Annotated in this window: 17 protein-coding genes; 6 read left to right on the top strand and 11 right to left on the bottom strand. The window is 68.8% G+C overall.

Features of this window, described 5'->3' with window-relative positions; genetic code table 11:
- Window positions 1-4 precede the first annotated feature (4 nt).
- Both AB0M51_RS01775 and leuA read right to left on the bottom strand, forming a co-directional pair.
- Window positions 5-1,105, bottom strand: coding sequence for an ABC transporter permease (locus tag AB0M51_RS01775; RefSeq protein WP_344189967.1), 1,101 nt, complete (start codon window positions 1,103-1,105; stop codon window positions 5-7).
- 236 nt (window positions 1,106-1,341) lie between these two features.
- Entirely contained in the window at window positions 1,342-3,015 is a 1,674-nt protein-coding gene (gene leuA / locus AB0M51_RS01770; RefSeq protein WP_344191200.1) for a 2-isopropylmalate synthase, read from the bottom strand.
- Between the two features lie 312 nt (window positions 3,016-3,327).
- On the opposite strand from leuA, the gene AB0M51_RS01765 reads away from it, so the two are divergent.
- Genes AB0M51_RS01765 through AB0M51_RS01745 form a run of 5 tightly spaced genes read left to right on the top strand, consistent with a single transcriptional unit; the run spans window position 3,328 to window position 6,812 of the window.
- Window positions 3,328-3,990, top strand: a complete 663-nt coding sequence (locus AB0M51_RS01765) for a response regulator transcription factor (protein WP_344189969.1) — start codon at window positions 3,328-3,330, stop codon at window positions 3,988-3,990.
- Window positions 3,987-5,285 (top strand): HAMP domain-containing sensor histidine kinase, encoded by a 1,299-nt coding sequence (locus AB0M51_RS01760; RefSeq protein ID WP_344189971.1) that lies wholly within the window; start codon window positions 3,987-3,989, stop codon window positions 5,283-5,285. Before AB0M51_RS01765 ends, AB0M51_RS01760 begins: the two co-directional genes overlap by 4 nt.
- 33 nt (window positions 5,286-5,318) lie before the next feature.
- Entirely contained in the window at window positions 5,319-6,134 is an 816-nt protein-coding gene (locus AB0M51_RS01755) for a hypothetical protein (RefSeq protein ID WP_344189972.1), read from the top strand.
- Between the two features lie 34 nt (window positions 6,135-6,168).
- Window positions 6,169-6,375 carry a hypothetical protein gene (locus AB0M51_RS01750; protein ID WP_363747663.1) on the top strand — a complete coding sequence of 69 codons (207 nt, stop codon included), beginning with the start codon at window positions 6,169-6,171 and terminating at the stop codon, window positions 6,373-6,375.
- Between the two features lie 17 nt (window positions 6,376-6,392).
- A complete protein-coding gene (locus tag AB0M51_RS01745; protein WP_363747661.1) occupies window positions 6,393-6,812 on the top strand; it encodes a PPOX class F420-dependent oxidoreductase in 420 nt (139 codons plus the stop codon).
- Window positions 6,813-6,819: 7 nt separating this feature from the next.
- On the opposite strand, the gene katG is transcribed toward AB0M51_RS01745, so the two are convergent.
- Both katG and AB0M51_RS01735 read right to left on the bottom strand, forming a co-directional pair.
- Window positions 6,820-9,027 carry a catalase/peroxidase HPI gene (gene katG / locus AB0M51_RS01740; protein WP_344189978.1) on the bottom strand — a complete coding sequence of 736 codons (2,208 nt, stop codon included), beginning with the start codon at window positions 9,025-9,027 and terminating at the stop codon, window positions 6,820-6,822.
- 26 nt (window positions 9,028-9,053) lie between these two features.
- Window positions 9,054-9,482 carry a Fur family transcriptional regulator gene (locus AB0M51_RS01735; RefSeq protein WP_344189980.1) on the bottom strand — a complete coding sequence of 143 codons (429 nt, stop codon included), beginning with the start codon at window positions 9,480-9,482 and terminating at the stop codon, window positions 9,054-9,056.
- Between the two features lie 104 nt (window positions 9,483-9,586).
- On the opposite strand from AB0M51_RS01735, the gene AB0M51_RS01730 reads away from it, so the two are divergent.
- Entirely contained in the window at window positions 9,587-10,576 is a 990-nt protein-coding gene (locus AB0M51_RS01730; protein ID WP_344189982.1) for a GNAT family N-acetyltransferase, read from the top strand.
- A 55-nt stretch (window positions 10,577-10,631) separates the two neighbouring features.
- Here AB0M51_RS01730 and AB0M51_RS01725 read toward each other — a convergent pair whose 3' ends face one another.
- From AB0M51_RS01725 to AB0M51_RS01695, 7 genes are all read right to left on the bottom strand, one after another.
- Window positions 10,632-11,585, bottom strand: a complete 954-nt coding sequence (locus AB0M51_RS01725; RefSeq protein WP_344189984.1) for a hypothetical protein — start codon at window positions 11,583-11,585, stop codon at window positions 10,632-10,634.
- A gap of 117 nt (window positions 11,586-11,702) precedes the next feature.
- Window positions 11,703-12,371 carry a GNAT family N-acetyltransferase gene (locus tag AB0M51_RS01720; RefSeq protein ID WP_363747658.1) on the bottom strand — a complete coding sequence of 223 codons (669 nt, stop codon included), beginning with the start codon at window positions 12,369-12,371 and terminating at the stop codon, window positions 11,703-11,705.
- Window positions 12,371-13,300: a GTPase Era gene (era, locus tag AB0M51_RS01715; RefSeq protein WP_363747656.1), complete on the bottom strand. Its 930-nt coding sequence runs from the start codon at window positions 13,298-13,300 to the stop codon at window positions 12,371-12,373. The genes AB0M51_RS01720 and era overlap by 1 nt, the downstream gene beginning before the upstream one ends.
- Entirely contained in the window at window positions 13,284-13,619 is a 336-nt protein-coding gene (locus AB0M51_RS01710) for a cytidine deaminase (RefSeq protein ID WP_344189989.1), read from the bottom strand. The genes era and AB0M51_RS01710 overlap by 17 nt, the downstream gene beginning before the upstream one ends.
- Window positions 13,620-13,666: 47 nt before the next feature.
- The gene (locus AB0M51_RS01705; protein ID WP_344189991.1) at window positions 13,667-14,971 is read right to left on the bottom strand and encodes a hemolysin family protein; all 1,305 of its coding nucleotides are present in this window, start codon (window positions 14,969-14,971) and stop codon (window positions 13,667-13,669) included.
- Window positions 14,972-14,978: 7 nt separating this feature from the next.
- Complete coding sequence (ybeY, locus tag AB0M51_RS01700; RefSeq protein ID WP_344189993.1) at window positions 14,979-15,455, bottom strand: rRNA maturation RNase YbeY; 477 nt, start codon at window positions 15,453-15,455, stop codon at window positions 14,979-14,981.
- Window positions 15,452-16,378, bottom strand: coding sequence for a PhoH family protein (locus tag AB0M51_RS01695; RefSeq protein WP_344191202.1), 927 nt, complete (start codon window positions 16,376-16,378; stop codon window positions 15,452-15,454). The genes ybeY and AB0M51_RS01695 overlap by 4 nt, the downstream gene beginning before the upstream one ends.
- Window positions 16,379-16,411: the final 33 nt, after the last annotated feature.

Genomic DNA, 16,411 nt, shown 5'->3' with positions numbered 1-16,411 from the left:
CTCGTCACCCCTTGCCCTTGCCCTGGACCCGGATCCGCGGATCCAGCTGGCTGTACAGCAGATCGGCCAGCAGGTTCGCGACCACGACCGAGATCGTCACGACCAGGAAGATGCCCTGCAGTACGGCGTAGTCGCGGCCGTTGACCGCGTTGTACAGGCTGAACCCGATGCCCTGGTAGCCGAAGATCCGCTCGACGAAGATCGAGCCGCCGACCACGAAGCCGAGCGACACCGCGAGCTGGCTGAACAGCGGCAGTACGGCGTTCCGCCCGACGTACCCGGACCGGATCCGGGAGTCCGACAGGCCGCGCGCCCGGGCCACGGTCACGTAGTCCTCGCCGAGGGTCTCCACGGTCGACGACTTCATCACCAGCGCCCAGGAGCCGACCGTGGTCAGCGCGTAGGCCAGGATCGGCAGCATCGCGTGGTAGAAGATGTCGTTCAGGAAGCTCAGGCTGAACGAGGGCGTGACGCCCGGCGTGTACGAGCCGCGGGCCTGGGTCAGGTCGAAGATCTGCAGCTTCACGCCGAGGAAGACCACGATCAGGATCGCCAGGATGTAGTTCGGGATCGCGTGCAGCACCGAGCCGATCGAGGTCAGCAGGTGGTCGATCCAGGTCTCCCGCCGGTACGCCATGATCATCCCGGCCACGATGCCGATGACGAAGCTGAACACCGTCGCCACCCCGACCGAGAACAGCGTCCACGGCAGGTAGGTCTTGATCACCGAGGCGACCGTCGTACCCGGCGACAGCAGCGAGTTGCCGAAGTCGCCGTGCAGCATGTTGATCATGTAGTGGAAGTACTGCGCGATCAACGGCTCGTTCGGGTCCAGCGAGAACAGGTTCTTCGCCTGTGCGGCCGCGGCCGCGTACGAGATACCCGTCTGCGCGATCTGCGTCTGGATATAGGTGTCGACCGGGTTACCGGGCAACAATCGGACCAGGAAGAACGTCCCGGTCGTCACGATGAAGACTGTCAGGACCGCTTTGAACAGTCTTCGCACCAGCCAGGCGTTGAAGAACCGCCGTACGGCCGAAGGTCTCGGTTCGACGGCGGGACCTTCGATCAGTTCCGCCGCGGACGTATCGACCGCACCGCTCACTGCTCACCTCCACGCGACTACCAGGGAAAGTCGGTGTCGCAGACCCTCTCAGCTAAGACTTAGTAACACTGTCTTGCAAGGATCTGCGCATAGTGACGCTAGTGTGCGCAGCTCTGGTCCCCGAGTCAACGACTTGAGGCAACAGTGAGACAACGTTGCGGTCCGTGACGAAACGGTACCGGGGAGTACAGCAAGTGCCCGCCTCCGACACGGAGGCGGGCACTCGAGTAGCTGGATCAGCGCGTGGCGCGGTTGACAGCCGAGACGACGGCCTTCAGCGAAGCAGTGAGAATGTTGGCGTCCCGGCCGACACCCCAGAACACCTCGTCGCCGACCTCGCACTCGACGTACGCCGCGGCCAGCGCGTCACCGCCGGCCGAGAGCGCGTGCTCGTGGTAGTCCAGCACCCGGACGTCGTACTTCAGCGGCTGCAGCGCGTCGACGAAGGCCGACACCGGGCCGTTGCCCTCGCCAACCAACTCGTGGGGCACACCATTGGCATAGACCTGAACCCGGAGCTGGTCGCCGTGGCCTTCGCCGGACGTCGAGTTCACGCTCAGCAGCGAGAGCTTGCCGGGCGCCAGGTACTCGGCCGCGAAGATGTCCCACATCACCTGCGGGCCGACCTCGCCGCCCTCGTTGTCGGTGTGCTGCTGGATCACCCGGCTGAACTCGATCTGCAGCCGGCGCGGCAGGTCGAGCCGGTGCTCCGACTTCATGATGTACGCGACGCCGCCCTTGCCGGACTGCGAGTTGACCCGGATCACGGCCTCGTACGACCGGCCGACGTCCTTCGGGTCGATCGGCAGGTACGGCGCCTCCCAGGTGATCTCGCCGACCGGCTTGCCCTCGGCCGCGGCCTGCTTGTCGAGCGCCTCCAGGCCCTTCTTGATCGCGTCCTGGTGGGACCCGGAGAAGGCGGTGTAGACCAGGTCGCCGGCGTACGGCTGGCGCTCCGGGACCCGCATCTGCGTGCAGTACTCGACCGTCCGGCGGATCTCGTCGATGTCGGAGAAGTCGATCTGCGGGTCGATGCCCTGGCTGAACAGGTTCATCCCCAGCGTCACCAGGTCGACGTTGCCGGTGCGCTCGCCGTGGCCGAACAGGCAGCCCTCGACCCGGTCCGCGCCGGCCATCAGCGCCAGCTCGGTCGCGGCCACCGCCGTACCGCGGTCGTTGTGCGGGTGCAGGCTGATCGCGCTGTACTCGCGGCGGGTCAGGTTCCGCCCGAACCACTCGATCTGGTCGGCGTACACGTTCGGGGTGCACATCTCGACGGTGGCCGGCAGGTTCAGGATGATCTCCCGGCCCTCGGCGGGCTGCCAGACGTCGCTGACCGCCTCGCACACCTCGAGCGCGAACTCCAGCTCGGTGCCGGTGAAGATCTCCGGGCTGTACTGGTACCCGAACTCGCAGTCGCCGAGGATCTCGTCGGCGTACTTCATCACGGTCTCGGTCCCGCGGACGGCGATCGTGCGGCACTCGGCCTTGTCGACGTTGAACACCACCCGGCGGAACAGCGGCGCGGTCGCGTTGTACAGGTGGATGGTCGCCTTCGGCGAGCCCTGCAGCGACTGGACGGTGCGCTCGATCAGCTCCTCGCGGGCCTGCGTCAGCACCGAGATCGTCACGTCGTCCGGAATGACGTCCTCTTCGATCAGGCTCCGGACGAAGTCGAAGTCGTACTGGCTGGCGCTCGGGAAACCGACCTCGATCTCCTTGTAGCCCATCTTCACCAGCAGGTCGAACATCCGCCGCTTGCGGGCCGGCGACATCGGCTCGACCAGCGCCTGGTTGCCGTCGCGGAGGTCGGTGGACAGCCAGCGCGGGGTCCGGTCGACGGACTTGGCCGGCCAGGTGCGGTCCGGCAACTCGATCGGCGGGAACGGGCGGTAGCGGTGGATCGGCATACCGGACGACTGCTGAACAGGCTTGGGCTGGTTCTTCGGTGCCACGGGATTCTCCTCGGAAGTACGGGTGTCGTGAGGGACGACCGGCGTACGTCAGGACTCCGCGGCGAGGGAACCGGCCTTGTCAGGCCTCGCCGCGGCAGCGAAGGAGGAGAAGCTGGTGCCGCATGATGTCTGCGAGTGTATGCACAACTCCCCCGGCACGTCGAACCGGGGGTCTCGATCGGCGAGACACGGAGAGTGACGGGACGCTTGCTGAGGATGTGCTGAGGAATCCGTCCGGTGCGCGGTTCCCGGTGCGAGGATGGGCGGATGAGGCCGCGAGTACTGGTCGTCGAGGACGCGGCGCCGATCCGGACCCCGGTCGGGATCGCGCTGACCGAGGCCGGGTACGACGTGCGGACCCGGGCCGACGGTGACGGCTTCGAGCGGGAGCTGGCGGAGTTCCGGCCGGACCTCGTACTGCTCGACGTGATGCTGCCCGGGCGGGACGGGTTCGAGCTGCTGACGATCGCCCGCGAGACGTCGAACGCGGGCGTGATCCTGCTGACCGCCCGCGACGGCGTCGACGACCGGCTGCACGGACTCCGGAACGGCGCCGACGACTACGTGGTCAAACCGTTCGTCCTCGCGGAGCTGATCGCCCGGGTCGAGGCGGTACTGCGGCGGATGGGGCGGCTGCGGACCGTCCTCGCGGTCGGTGATCTGGAGGTGGACGTCGAGGCGCGCGCCGTTCGCCGGGGCGGAGCCGAGATCGACCTGACCGCTACCGAGTTCAAGCTGCTCGTCTTCCTGGCCGGGCGGGCCGAGAAGGTGGTCGGGAAGACCCAGCTGCTGACCGCGGTGTGGGGGTACGACGACTACGCGGACAACCTGGTCGAGGTGTACGTGAGCGGTCTGCGGCGGAAGCTCGAGGCGCACGGGCCGCGGCTGCTGCATACGGTGCGCGGATCCGGGTACGTGTTGCGGCCGTGAACCTGTCGCTGCGGGCTCGCGTGACGCTGACCGCGATCGCAGTACTGCTGGTGGTGCTGCCGGTGACCGGGTTGACGGTGAAGGCGGTGTTCGACGCCCAGGCCGAGCGGAGCCTGGACTCGTTGCTGACCGGGCGGGCGCAGCTGGCACAGCAGCTCGCCCGGCAGAACGTTGTCCCAGGCAACTTGGTACGGCGGGTGGAGGCGAACGGGGTCCGGGTCACGCTGACACTGCGGAACGGCCGGCAGTTCGGGGCGCCGCCGGCCGATCCCGGCGGAACGGTTCGTCAGGTGCGGGCGACGTTGCAGGCGGGGCAGCAGACGAAGGGCGCCGAGTTGCTGCTGACCGCGGACACGGCGTTGCTCGCCGATGCGAGTGCGCGGCTGCGGACTGTTCTGTTGCTGTCCGGGCTGGCGGCGATTCTGATCACCGCGCTCGCGCTGGCGATCGGGATGCGGTTCGCGCTGGCGCCGCTGGATGCGATGACCGGGCTGGCGCGCTCGATCGCGGCCGGGCGTCGCGGCGGCCGCCTGCAGCCGGAACGCGCGGACACCGAGCTGGGCCGCACCGCAGCGGCCTTCGACGAGATGCTCGACGCTCTGGAAGGCGCCGAAGGTACCGCGCGGCGGTCGGAGGACCGGATGCGGGAGTTCGTCGCGGATGCGGCGCACGAGCTGCGGACGCCGGTCGCCGGACTGCAGACGGCCGCCGAGACGCTGATCCAGCTCGGGCCGGACGCGACCACCGGGCAGCGCGAGGAGCTCGAACTGCTGCTGGTCCGCGAGTCCCGCCGTGCCGGCACCCTGGTCGCCGACCTCCTCGAGCTCAGCCGGATCGACGCCGGCCTGCAACTGCACCTGTCCCAGGTGGACCTCCGGCACCTGGCCGAGGCCCAGGCCGCCCGCCTCCGGGTGGTCGCACCGGAGTTCGCGGTCGAGATCCGCGGCACCGCGACCGTCACCGCCGATCCGGAACGGCTGACCCAGGTCCTGGCGAACCTGCTCGACAACGCCCGCCAGGCAGGCGCTCACCGGGTGCGCATCACCGTCAGCCCGGCCGGCCTACTCGTCGAGGACGACGGTCCCGGCGTACCTCCGCCGGCCCGCGAACGCATCTTCGACCGGCTCGTCCACGGACCGCACAGCAAGGGCGCCGGCCTCGGCCTCGCGATCGCCCGCGGAGTGGCCCGCGCCCACGGCGGCGACCTCACGGTCACGGACCGCCCCGACGGCCACCCCGGCGCCGCCTTCCACCTCGACCTCCCCACCACCGCCGGCCTGCGCAGACCCGAGTAGACACCGTCTATCGCGGTAGTAGACACTGTCTACGTGATCGCGCTCGCGTTGCTGACAGGCTCCGCCGCGTGTCACGCCGCGTGGAACCTGCTGCTGAAACGGGGCGGGCTCGGCGGTCCGGCGTTCGTCTGGTTGTGCGGTTTGCTGACGCTGCCGGTGTCAGTTGTCCTGCTTGTCCGGAGCTCGTTGTCGACGGTTTGGTGGGCGGCGTTGGTCAGCATGGCGCTGCACACGACGTACGCCGTCACGCTGCAGAAGGCGTATGCGATCGGCGACTTCACCGCTGTGTATCCGATCAGCCGTGGTGCAGCTCCCACACTGGTGTCGATCGCGACGCTGGCATGGGGCCCTGAACCCGCCGCCGACTGGCCGGCGTCGGGGCTGCGAGTGCTTGCGGGAGCGGGGCTGACGTTCGCCGGCGTGCTGATGATGGATCGTCCGCACTCGCGACGCCCCGCGCGCAGCGTGGTGCTCGGGTTGGCCGTCGCGATCTGCACTACGGCGTACACGCTGTGGGACGGGTACGCCGTCGCCACGCTCCGCGTCGACCTTCCGGCGTACCTGGCGGTGGCCAACCTCGCGCAGGTGGTGCTGCTGTCGGCGGTTGTCCGCGACCACAGGCAGGCGTTGACGCAGTGGCGGCAGGCGTTGCCGATCGCGGTGCTGATGCCGGCGAGTTACGGGCTGGTGCTGGTGGCTTTGTCGTTCGCGTCCGTCGGAACGGTGGCGGTCGGCCGGACGCTGAACGTCGTACTCGGCGCAGCGCTCGGCACGATCGTCCTGCGGGAACGTCCGCGCGTTGCGGGGCTGATCGTCGTCGTGGCCGGCGTCCTTCTGGTGACTGGCTGAGAGGAGCAATACGTGAGGGATCTGGTATGTCTGCATGCGACGACTTCCGCGACCAGTACGGCGGGAACTCGACGGGCTCGGCCGGGTGACGCTCGTCGGCAACTCACTGGGAGCGTTCGTGGCCGGTTCGATGCCCTTGGCAACGGTTAGTGCGATCGAGGTCGGCCACCGCATTCACACCCACGCGCCGCGCCGCTGGTGCGACGAGGTGACACCGTTTCTTGCCTTCAAGGAAGGTTGAACTCCTAGGCTGTCGGCATGACGGAAACTCTTCTCGACCGGATCGGGACCCATGGGCTCGGTGTGCTGGTGACGATCAAGCGGGACGGGCGGCCCCAGCTGTCGAACATCACCTATGTGTTCGACGGCCACCGCGTGCGGATCTCGCTCACCGACGGGCGCGCCAAGACCAAGAACCTGCGTCGCGACCCGCGGGCCAGTCTGTACGTGAACGGGCCGCGCGGTCGCTCGTACCTCGTACTCGAGGGCAAGGCGGAACTCAGCCCGGTAGCAGCCGACCCGTACGACGAGGTCGTGGAGGATCTGGTCGACTACTACCGGACAGCGTCCGGCGAGCATCCCGACTGGGACGAGTACCGCGCGGTGATGGTCCGGGACCGGCGCCTGATGTTCTCGATGACCGTGGACCACGCGTACGGGATGCCGACGCCGGCCTGAGGATCGCTCAGCGCAGGTCGAAGCGATCCAGTTCCATCACCTTGACCCACGCCGCGACGAAGTCCTTGACGAACTTCTCCTGGGCGTCCGCGCTCGCGTAGACCTCGGACAGGGACCGCAGCTGCGAGTTCGACCCGAAGATCAGGTCGGCAGCGGTTGCGGTCCACTTCAGCTCGCCGCTCGCGGCGTCCCGGATCTCGAAGAGGTTCTCGTCCGACTCCGACGCCCGCCACTCCGTTCCCGGCGCCAGCAGGTTGACGAAGAAGTCCGTCGACAGCGTGTCCGTACGGTCGGTGAGGACGCCGTGCCGCGCGCGACCGGTGTTCGCACCGAGCACCCGCAGACCGCCAACGAGCACGGTCATCTCGGGAGCCGTCAGGGTCAGCATGTACGCGCGATCCAGGAGCAACGTCTCCGCGGACAGCTTCTCGCCTGCTCGCAGGTAGTTGCGGAACCCGTCGGCCCGCGGCTCGAGGAGGGCGAACGAGTCGACGTCGGTCTGGTCCGGCGAGGCATCGGTCCGGCCGGGGTGGAAGGGCACCGTGACGTCCTGGCCGGCGTTCTTCGCCGCCTGCTCGATCGCCGCACTGCCGCCGAGCACGATCAGGTCGGCCAGCGAGACCCGCTTCCCGCCGGACTGCGAGGCGTTGAAGTCCTGCTGGACCTGTTCCAGCGTCTGCAGCACCTTCGCCAGCTCGGCAGGCTCGTTGACCTCCCAGCTGCGCTGCGGCTCGAGCCGGATCCGCGCACCGTTCGCACCGCCGCGCTTGTCCGTGCCGCGGAAACTGGCCGCCGCGGCCCAGGCCGTGGACACCAGTTGCTGCAGCGACAGGCCAGACCCGAGCAGCTTCGCCTTCAGTGCCGCGACGTCGGCGTCGTCGATCAGCTCGTGGTCGACGGCCGGTACCGGGTCCTGCCACAGCTGCGGCTCCGGCACCCACGGACCGAGGAACCGCGAGACCGGTCCCATGTCCCGATGCAGGAGCTTGTACCACGCCTTCGCGAAGGCGAGCGCGAACTCGTCGGGGTTCTCGTAGAAGCGCCGCGAGATCGGGCCGTAGACCGGGTCCAGGCGCAGGGCGAGGTCGGTCGTCAGCATCGTCGGCCGGTGCTTGCGGGACGGATCGTGCGCGTCCGGCACCGTCTCCTCGGCGTCCTTCGCGACCCACTGTTTGGCGCCGGCCGGGCTGTCCGTCAGCTCCCACTCGTGACTGAACAGGTTCTGGAAGAAGCCGTTTCCCCACGTGGTCGGTGTGTTCGTCCAGGTCACCTCGATCCCGCTGGTGATCGCGTCGCCGGCCTTGCCGCTTCCGTACGTGCTCTTCCAGCCGAGGCCCTGGGCCTCGAGCGGCGCCGCCTCGGGCTCCGGGCCGACGCTGTCCGCGGGTCCGGCGCCGTGGGTCTTGCCGAAGGTGTGCCCGCCGGCGATCAGCGCGACGGTCTCCTCGTCGTTCATCGCCATCCGGCGGAACGTCTCGCGGATGTCGCGGGCCGCGGCCAGCGGGTCCGGGTTGCCGTTCGGGCCCTCCGGGTTCACGTAGATCAGGCCCATCTGGACGGCACCGAGCGGCCCGCCGAGCTCCCGGTCGCCGCTGTACCGCTCGTCCCCGAGCCAGGTGTCCTCCGGGCCCCAGTAGATCTCCTCCGGCTCCCAGACGTCCTCGCGGCCGAAACCGAAGCCGAAGGTACGGAATCCCATGTCCTCCAGCGCGACGTTGCCGGCCAGCACGAGCAGGTCGGCCCACGAGATCTTCCGGCCGTACTTCTGCTTGACCGGCCAGAGCAGCCGGCGGGCCTTGTCCAGGTTGGCGTTGTCCGGCCAGCTGTTCAGCGGGGCGAACCGCTGCGCGCCGTCGCCCGCGCCGCCGCGGCCGTCCTCGATCCGGTAGGTGCCGGCCGCGTGCCAGCTCATCCGGATGAACAGCGGCCCGTAGTGCCCGAAGTCCGCCGGCCACCAGTCCTGGGACGTGCGCATCACCTCGACGAGGTCACGCTTGAGCTCGTCGACGTCGAGCTTGCCGAACTCCGCGGCGTAGTCGAAGTCCTCCTCCATCGGGTTCGACTTCGCGGCGTGCGGGTGCAGGATCGTCAGGTCCAGCTGGTTCGGCCACCAGTCCCGGTTCGTCCTCGGCCGGTCGACCTGCGGGGTCGGCGAATCGATCGCCGGGTTCTCGCTCTCGCTCCCGTGCTGAGTAACTCCGGACGTGTCAGACATGGTCAACCTCTCCTTGTGCGCTGGGTTCACGATGTACGGGCGGCACAGTCGGGGCAGCGGCCCCAGTAGACGACCTCCGCCTCGTCGATGGCGAAGTCGTGGTCGTCGGAGGCGGTCAGGCACGGCGCGTGGCCGACCACGCAGTCGACGTCGACGATCACGCCGCAGACCCGGCAGACCAGGTGGTGATGGTTGTCGCCGACCCGCGCCTCGTAGCGGGCCACCGATCCGGCCGGCTGGATCCGCCGGACCAGCCCGGCGTCGCCGAGGGCGCGCAGTACGTCGTACACCGCCTGGTGGGACACGTCGGGAAGCTCTTCCCGGGCGGCCCGGATGATGCGGTCGGTGTCGGCATGCGGGTGCTCGTGCACGGCTCGCAGGACCGCCATCCGGGGACGGGTGACCCGGAGCGCGGCCGTCCGTAGCACCCCTTCGAGTTCGGACTCGATGGCCACCTTCGCGAGTCTTCTCCGGTGTCTGGAATCAGTCAAGAGTGCCGCGCGAGCGGCAGGCGAACAAATGGGTCGCGTGAACCGGCGTACCGGTGGACGCTGTGGTCGTGGAGATCATCAAGCTGTCGCCCGACGACGAAGCCGGCTGTGTGGACGCCGTCGCCGTGGACTCGGCCGGCTGGAAGCTGGACTGCCCGGAGGTCGTCCAGTACACCCCGCGGAGTTTCGCGAACATGCTGCGCTACGGCTGGGACCTCGAGCCCCCGGACGCGTACCTGGCCCGCGACGACGACGGAACGGCGGTCGGCCTGCTCGTCCTCCAGGTCCCGGAGTACGAGAACACCGACAAGACCTGGCTGGACGTGAAGGTGCACCCGGACCACCGCGGTCGCGGGATCGGCTCGGCCCTGTTCGAGTACGGCGAACAGCTGACCCGTGAGCTCGGCCGGACCGGCACCGGCTTCGGCGCGATCGACCTGCCGAAGGCGGAGGCGTTCGCGGCCCGGCACGGGCTGGAGCAGAAGTCCGTCGAGGTGAACCGCCGTCAGGACCTGACCGGCCTCGACTGGAACCTCGTCCAGCGGATGTACGACGAGTCCGCCGCGGCCGCGTCGCCGTACGAGCTCGTGAAGCTCACCGGTGCGTTGCCGGACGACATGCTCGACGGCATGGTCGCGGTGGTCGAGTCGATCAACGACGCCCCGAAGGACGACCTCGACCTGGAGGACGACGTCTTCACCCCGGAGCGGTTGCGTGCGTACGAAGAGGCGCAGCTCAAGAGCGACCGGACCGTCTACCGGGTGATCGCCCGCGCGAAGGACACCGGTGAGCTGGCCGGCCATACGGTCGTCGCGGTCGAGCGGGAACGCCCGCACCTCGGCGAGCAGCACGACACCGCGGTCTCTCGCGACCACCGGGGTCACCGCCTGGGCGCCCTGCTCAAGTCCGCGATGCTGCTGTGGCTGCGCGAGGAGGAGCCGGCGCTGACCCAGATCGACACCTGGAACGCCGAGTCCAACGACCACATGATCAGCATCAACGAAGCCCTGAACTACCGCATCGTCGCGCGCTTCCTGGACTACCAGAAGAACCTCTGAAACAGACCGGGGGCGCCGCATCGAGCGGCGCCCCCGGTTCTGCACTACTGCGGGATCACTCCCCGACCAGCTGGTTCCAGTGGCCGGTGATCGAGAAGATGCCGGTGCCCGGGACGGTGGCGCCGGGGACCCGGCCGTAGGACGTGACCGCGGTCTTCGAGCCGTTGAACCTGCTCATCGCGTACTGGTAGACGGAGTCGGTGTCGTTGTCGAAACCGGTCACCAGCGTGCCGCCCTTGTCGCCGCACTCCATGGCGGCCAGCGACTCGTACGCCGCGAAGCCGGCGCTCCGGACCAGCTTCAGGATCGGCTTGGTCGAGGCCGCGGCCGGGATGCGGACCGTCCAGAGCGCGCCTGCCTTGGTGGTCATCAGCAGCGTGTCGTACGTCGGGGTCTCGGAGATCACGGTCATCGCCTTGAAACCCTTGAAGCCCGGGAAGTGGCCGAGCGCCCGGAAGGTGGCGCCCGACGCCGCGTAGCGGTACAGGCTGCCGTTGGTGCTCAGCCCGTACAGGTACGAGCGGTTCGGTGCCGTGATCGCGTAGTTCGACGTCACGAGCTGGGTGAAGCTGGTCCAGCCGGAGCCGATCCGCGCGTACGTCGGGCGGGCGTTCTCGGTGTCGAAGTAGGTGACACCGCGGTACAGCGTGCCGTTCTGCACGAACAGGCTGTGGTAGTAGAAGTGCGTGTCGGTCTTCACGCCGTACCACGTCGTGTTGAGCCGGGTGCCGACGAAGCGGAACTCCGGGTAGAACTCACCGCGCGGCGGCCTGCCCGGCGTGACCAGGACGTCGTTGATCCCCGGCGTCGGGGTGTTGAAACCCACGTCCTGCTGGCATCCCCCGGAGGCGAGCTTGGCGTTCGGCGTGGTCTTCAGGTTGCCCTTGGCCGGGTTGGCGATCCCGGGCGTCGGGTCGGTCCGGACGGCGGCCGTGGCCGGGCCGGCAGCGGCCGTGGCGGCGAGCATGCCGACCCCGGCCAGGGCGAGCGCGAGGCGCTGCAGTTTCATACTGGGAGTCCCCCTCAGGACATGAAGGACCTCGATGAGCCTCGAGACCGTGCGCGAGCATAACGCGCGCGGAGGACAGAAAGCGCCGGGATTGCACCTTGTTGCAACAGTCCCACGCTAGACCGCCGAGACGATCGTCACCTTCATCTCGTTGGAGAGCGTGAAGCCGAGGGACGTGTAGAGCCGGATGGCCGTGGTGTTCGTGCCGCCGGTGTGCAGGAACGGGTGCCGGCCGGTCGCCGTGACCTCCGCGGCGACCGCCCGGATCAGGCGGGTGGCGAGCCCCTGGCCGCGAGCGGACGGGTGCGTGCAGACCGCGCTGATCTCGGCGTACCCGGGCAGGCTGAACCGGGTGCCGGCCATCGCGATCAGCTCGCCGTCGCGGCGGATCCCGAGGTACGTCCCGAGCTCGATCGTCCGGCTCCGGAACGGGCCCGGGTCGGTCAGCGCGACCAGCGCCAGCATGTCCGGTACGTCGTCCGCGCCGAGCAGCACCGCTTCCGGGTCCGCGGCGGGCAGCTCGTCCGGCGCGGTGAACTGGACCAGGTCGAACACCTTGTCGATCTTGATCCGGTCCGGCACGGCGAACTCGGGCCGCATCAGCGCGGCCGGTCCGCCGGCGCGGAGCAGCTCGGCCGCGTCGGTCCAGTCGGCCTCGGTGAGTACGTCGGGCAGGCCGAGGAACGGCGCGACCGCGGTCGGGTAACGGCGGGCGTTGCCCGACACCTCGGCGAAGGACGCGTGCGGCCCGGTCAGGGCGGCGTACACAGGGTTCCGCAGGATCATCAGAATCCCAGTTTGCGGAGGTTCTTCGCGTCTGTCTGCCAGTTTTTGGCGATCTTGACGTGCAGGTCGAGGTACACCGGCGTACCGAGCAGGGCCTCGATCTGCTGGCGGGCGGCCGCGCCGACCTCGCGCAGCCGGGCGCCCTTGTGGCCGATCACGATGCCCTTCTGGCTCTCCCGCTCAAGGAAGATGTTCGCGTAGATGTCGAGCAGCGGCTTGTCCTCCGGCCGGTCCTCGCGCAGGTTCATCTCGTCGATGGTGACCGCGATCGAGTGCGGCAGCTCGTCCCGGACGCCCTCGAGCGCGGCCTCGCGGATCAGCTCCGCGACCAGCGTCTCCTCGGGCTCGTCGGTGATGTCACCGTCCGGGTACAGCGGGAAGCCTTCGGGCAGTAGCTTGACCAGCTCGTCCGCGACCAGGTCCACCTGGAACCCGGACGTCGCCGACACCGGGATCACCGACGCCCACTCGATCCCGGCCGACTCCCCCAGCGTCGCGATCTCGGCGAGGTGCTCGACCATCCGGTCCGGCGAGACCAGGTCGGCCTTGGTGGCGAGCGCGATCTTCGGGGTCTTCGCGACCTTGGCGGCCTCGCTGACCAGGAACCGGTCGCCGGGGCCGATCTTGTCGCTGGCCGGCAGGCAGACCGCGATCACGTCGACCTCGGCCCAGGTGGTCTTCACCAGGTCGTTGAGCCGCTCGCCGAGCAGCGTGCGGGGCTTGTGCAGACCGGGCGTGTCGACCAGCACCAGCTGGGCGTCGGGCCGGTGCACGATGCCGCGGACCGCGTGCCGGGTGGTCTGCGGCTTCGACGAGGTGATCACGATCTTCTGGCCGACCAGCGCGTTCGTCAGCGTGGACTTGCCCGCGTTCGGGCGGCCGACGAAACACGCGAAGCCGGACTTGAAGTGCTCAGGTGTGGACGACATCGCGGACCTCTCCGGTGCCCAGGGCAAGTACGACGGGAATGTTGGCGCCGGCGAAGTGCCGTACGACGTTGACGTCGGCGGCGTCGGCCTCGGTGACCACCGCGGCCGCCTCCAGACCTTTCACCCCGGACGCGAGCGCCATCGCGACCGCCAGCTGCAGCGCGGTCAGCTCGACGGTGTCGAGGGCCACGGTGCAGGCGGCGTACGTCCGCCCGTCGGAGTCACGGACCGCGGCTCCTTCAGCGGCGTGGGTCCGGGCCCGGGCAGCGCGGGCGAGGGTGACGAGCTTGGCGTCCTCCGCCGAGAGGTCTGACAACAAGAGCTCCAAAACGTAACCGGCGGTCCGGGGACCGGCGGGTGGGTGGGTCAGGCGTGCTGATGGTTCTGGTCGTGCGGTGCGGGAGTCGGCTCCTCGCGCCGTACCAGAACCGTACCTACCTGGTTCCGGCGGCCGGACGGGCGCTCCGCGGTCAGCGACAGGCCTTCGATCGCGACCTCGGCGCCGGGGATCGGCACCTTGCCGAGCAGCTTCGCCATCAGCCCGCCGACGGTGTCCACGTCGTCGTCGTCCAGCGGTACGCCGAACAGCTCGCCGAGCTCGTCGATCGGCAGCCGCGCCGAGACCCGGTACGCGCCGTCGGACAGCTGCTGCACCGAGTCCGGGTCCTCGTCGTACTCGTCGGTGATCTCGCCGACGATCTCCTCCAGGATGTCCTCGATCGCGACCAGGCCCGCCGTACCGCCGTACTCGTCGACGACGATCGCCAGGTGCATCCGGGCCGCCTGCATCTCGCGGAGCAGCTCGTCGACCGGCTTGGAGTCCGGGACGTACATGCACGGCCGCATCACCGACTCGACCCGCTCGGTCGACTCGGCCTGGGCGTTGTCGTACACCCGGCGCATCACGTCCTTGAGGTAGACGACACCGACGATGTCGTCCAGGGACTCGCCGATCACCGGGATCCGGGAGAAGCCCGAGCGCAGCGCCAGCGAGGTGAGCTGGCGGAGCTTCTTGTGCTTCTCGATGAACACCATGTCGGTCCGCGGCACCATCACCTCGCGGACGATGGTGTCGCCGAGCTCGAACACCGAGTGGATCATCTGCCGCTCGCCGGACTCGATCACCGCGGACTTCTCCGCGTAGTCGACCAGGGCCCGCAGCTCGGCCTCGGTCGCGAACGGGCCTTCCGCGAACCCCTTGCCCGGTGTGAGCGCGTTGCCGATCATGATCAGCAGCTTCGGCAGCGGGCCGAGGATCCGGGTCAGCGTCATCACCGGGCCGGCGGACAGCATCGCGAACCGGTCCGAGTGCTGCCGGCCGAGGGTCCGCGGCGCGACCCCGATGATCACGTACGAGACCAGCACCATCACCACGGCGGTGATCAGGATGTGTTCCCAGGTGACCGACAGGACCTCGGACAGCGCCTGGGTGACCAGCACGATCGCGGTGATCTCGCAGATCAGCCGGAGCAGGAGCAGCGAGTTCAGGTACCGCGGGGCGTCGGACAGCAGGACGCGCAGCCGGACCGCGCGCAGGTTGCCCTGCTCGACCTGCTCGTTCGCACGCACCGCCGAGTACGACGACAGCGCCGCCTCCGCGCCGGCGAACAACCCGGCCAGCAGAACGAGCACCGCAGCCACAACCAGCAGGACCAGGTCGTGGGATGTCATGGGAGTATCACGCCTCTAGACGATTTCCAGGTGCGCGCCATGCTTCCAGCAGGCGGCCCTGGACGTCCCACATCTCGGCTTTCTCGGCGGGTTCCGCGTGGTCGTAGCCGAGCAGGTGCAGGATGCCGTGCACGGTGAGCAGCTCCAGCTCGGCCCACGTGCCGTGGCCGGCCTTCGCGCCTTGAGCGGCCGCCACCGTCGGGCAGAGCGCGATGTCGCCGAGATGCCCGAGCGGCAGGTCCTCGTCCGCATCGGCGTCGGACCCCGGCCGCAGCTCGTCCATCGGCCACGACATCACGTCGGTCGGACCCGGCAGGTCCAGGAACTCGACGTGATACCGCGCCATGGTGTCCTCGTCGACCAGCTTGATCGACAGCTCACACTCCGGGTGCAGCCGCAGCGACGACATCACGAACCTGCTGAGCCGCATCAGTCCGTGCGCGTCGATCTCCACGCCGGACTCGTTGTTGACCTCGACGTTCATCGGTGGGAATCAGCACTGCCTTCGTAGTTTTCGTACGCCGACACGATCCGGCCGACCAGCTTGTGCCGGACCACGTCATGCGATGTCAACCGGCAGAATGCCAGATCCTGCACGCCCTCGAGAATTCCCTGCACGACACGCAGGCCGGAATTCGTGCCGTTCGGCAGGTCGACCTGGGTGACGTCACCGGTGACGACCATCTTCGAGCCGAAGCCGAGCCGGGTGAGGAACATCTTCATCTGCTCCGGCGAGGTGTTCTGCGCCTCGTCCAGGATGATGTACGCGTCGTTCAGGGTCCGGCCGCGCATGTAGGCCAGCGGCGCGATCTCGATCGTGCCGGCGGTCATCAGCCGCGGGATGGACTCCGGGTCGAGCATGTCGTGGAGTGCGTCGTACAGCGGCCGCAGGTACGGGTCGATCTTCTCCGACAGCGTGCCGGGCAGGAAGCCGAGCCGCTCCCCGGCCTCGACGGCCGGCCGGGTCAGGATGATCCGGGTGACCTCCTTGGCCTGCAGCGCCTGGACCGCCTTGGCGACCGCCAGGTAGGTCTTGCCGGTACCGGCCGGGCCGATGCCGAACACGATCGTGTTCTTGTCGATCGCGTCCACGTACCGCTTCTGGTTCAGCGTCTTCGGCCGGATCGTGCGGCCGCGGCTGGACAGGATGTTCTGGGTCAGCACCTCGCGCGGGGACTCCGCGGTGGCCTGCTTGATCATCGCGATGCTGCGCTCGACGGAGTCGGCGGTCAGCCCGTGCCCGGTGCGCACGACCGCGACCAGCTCGTCGAAGAGCCGCTCGGCCAGCGCCAGCTCGGCAGGCTCACCGGTCATCGAGATCTCGTTGCCGCGGACCATGATGTCGGCGGCGAACTCCTTCTCGACGATGCGGAGGAACTCGTCCCGGGCTCCGAGCAGGGCCACCATGTCGATGCTGTTCGGCACGACGATCTTGTGGGA

The sequence above is a fragment of the Kribbella sp. NPDC051137 genome, from assembly GCF_040682535.1.
Classification (GTDB): Bacteria; Actinomycetota; Actinomycetes; order Propionibacteriales; family Kribbellaceae; genus Kribbella; species Kribbella karoonensis.
Note: the sequence above shows the minus strand (reverse complement) of the source record. Positions and strands in the feature narration are given on the sequence as shown.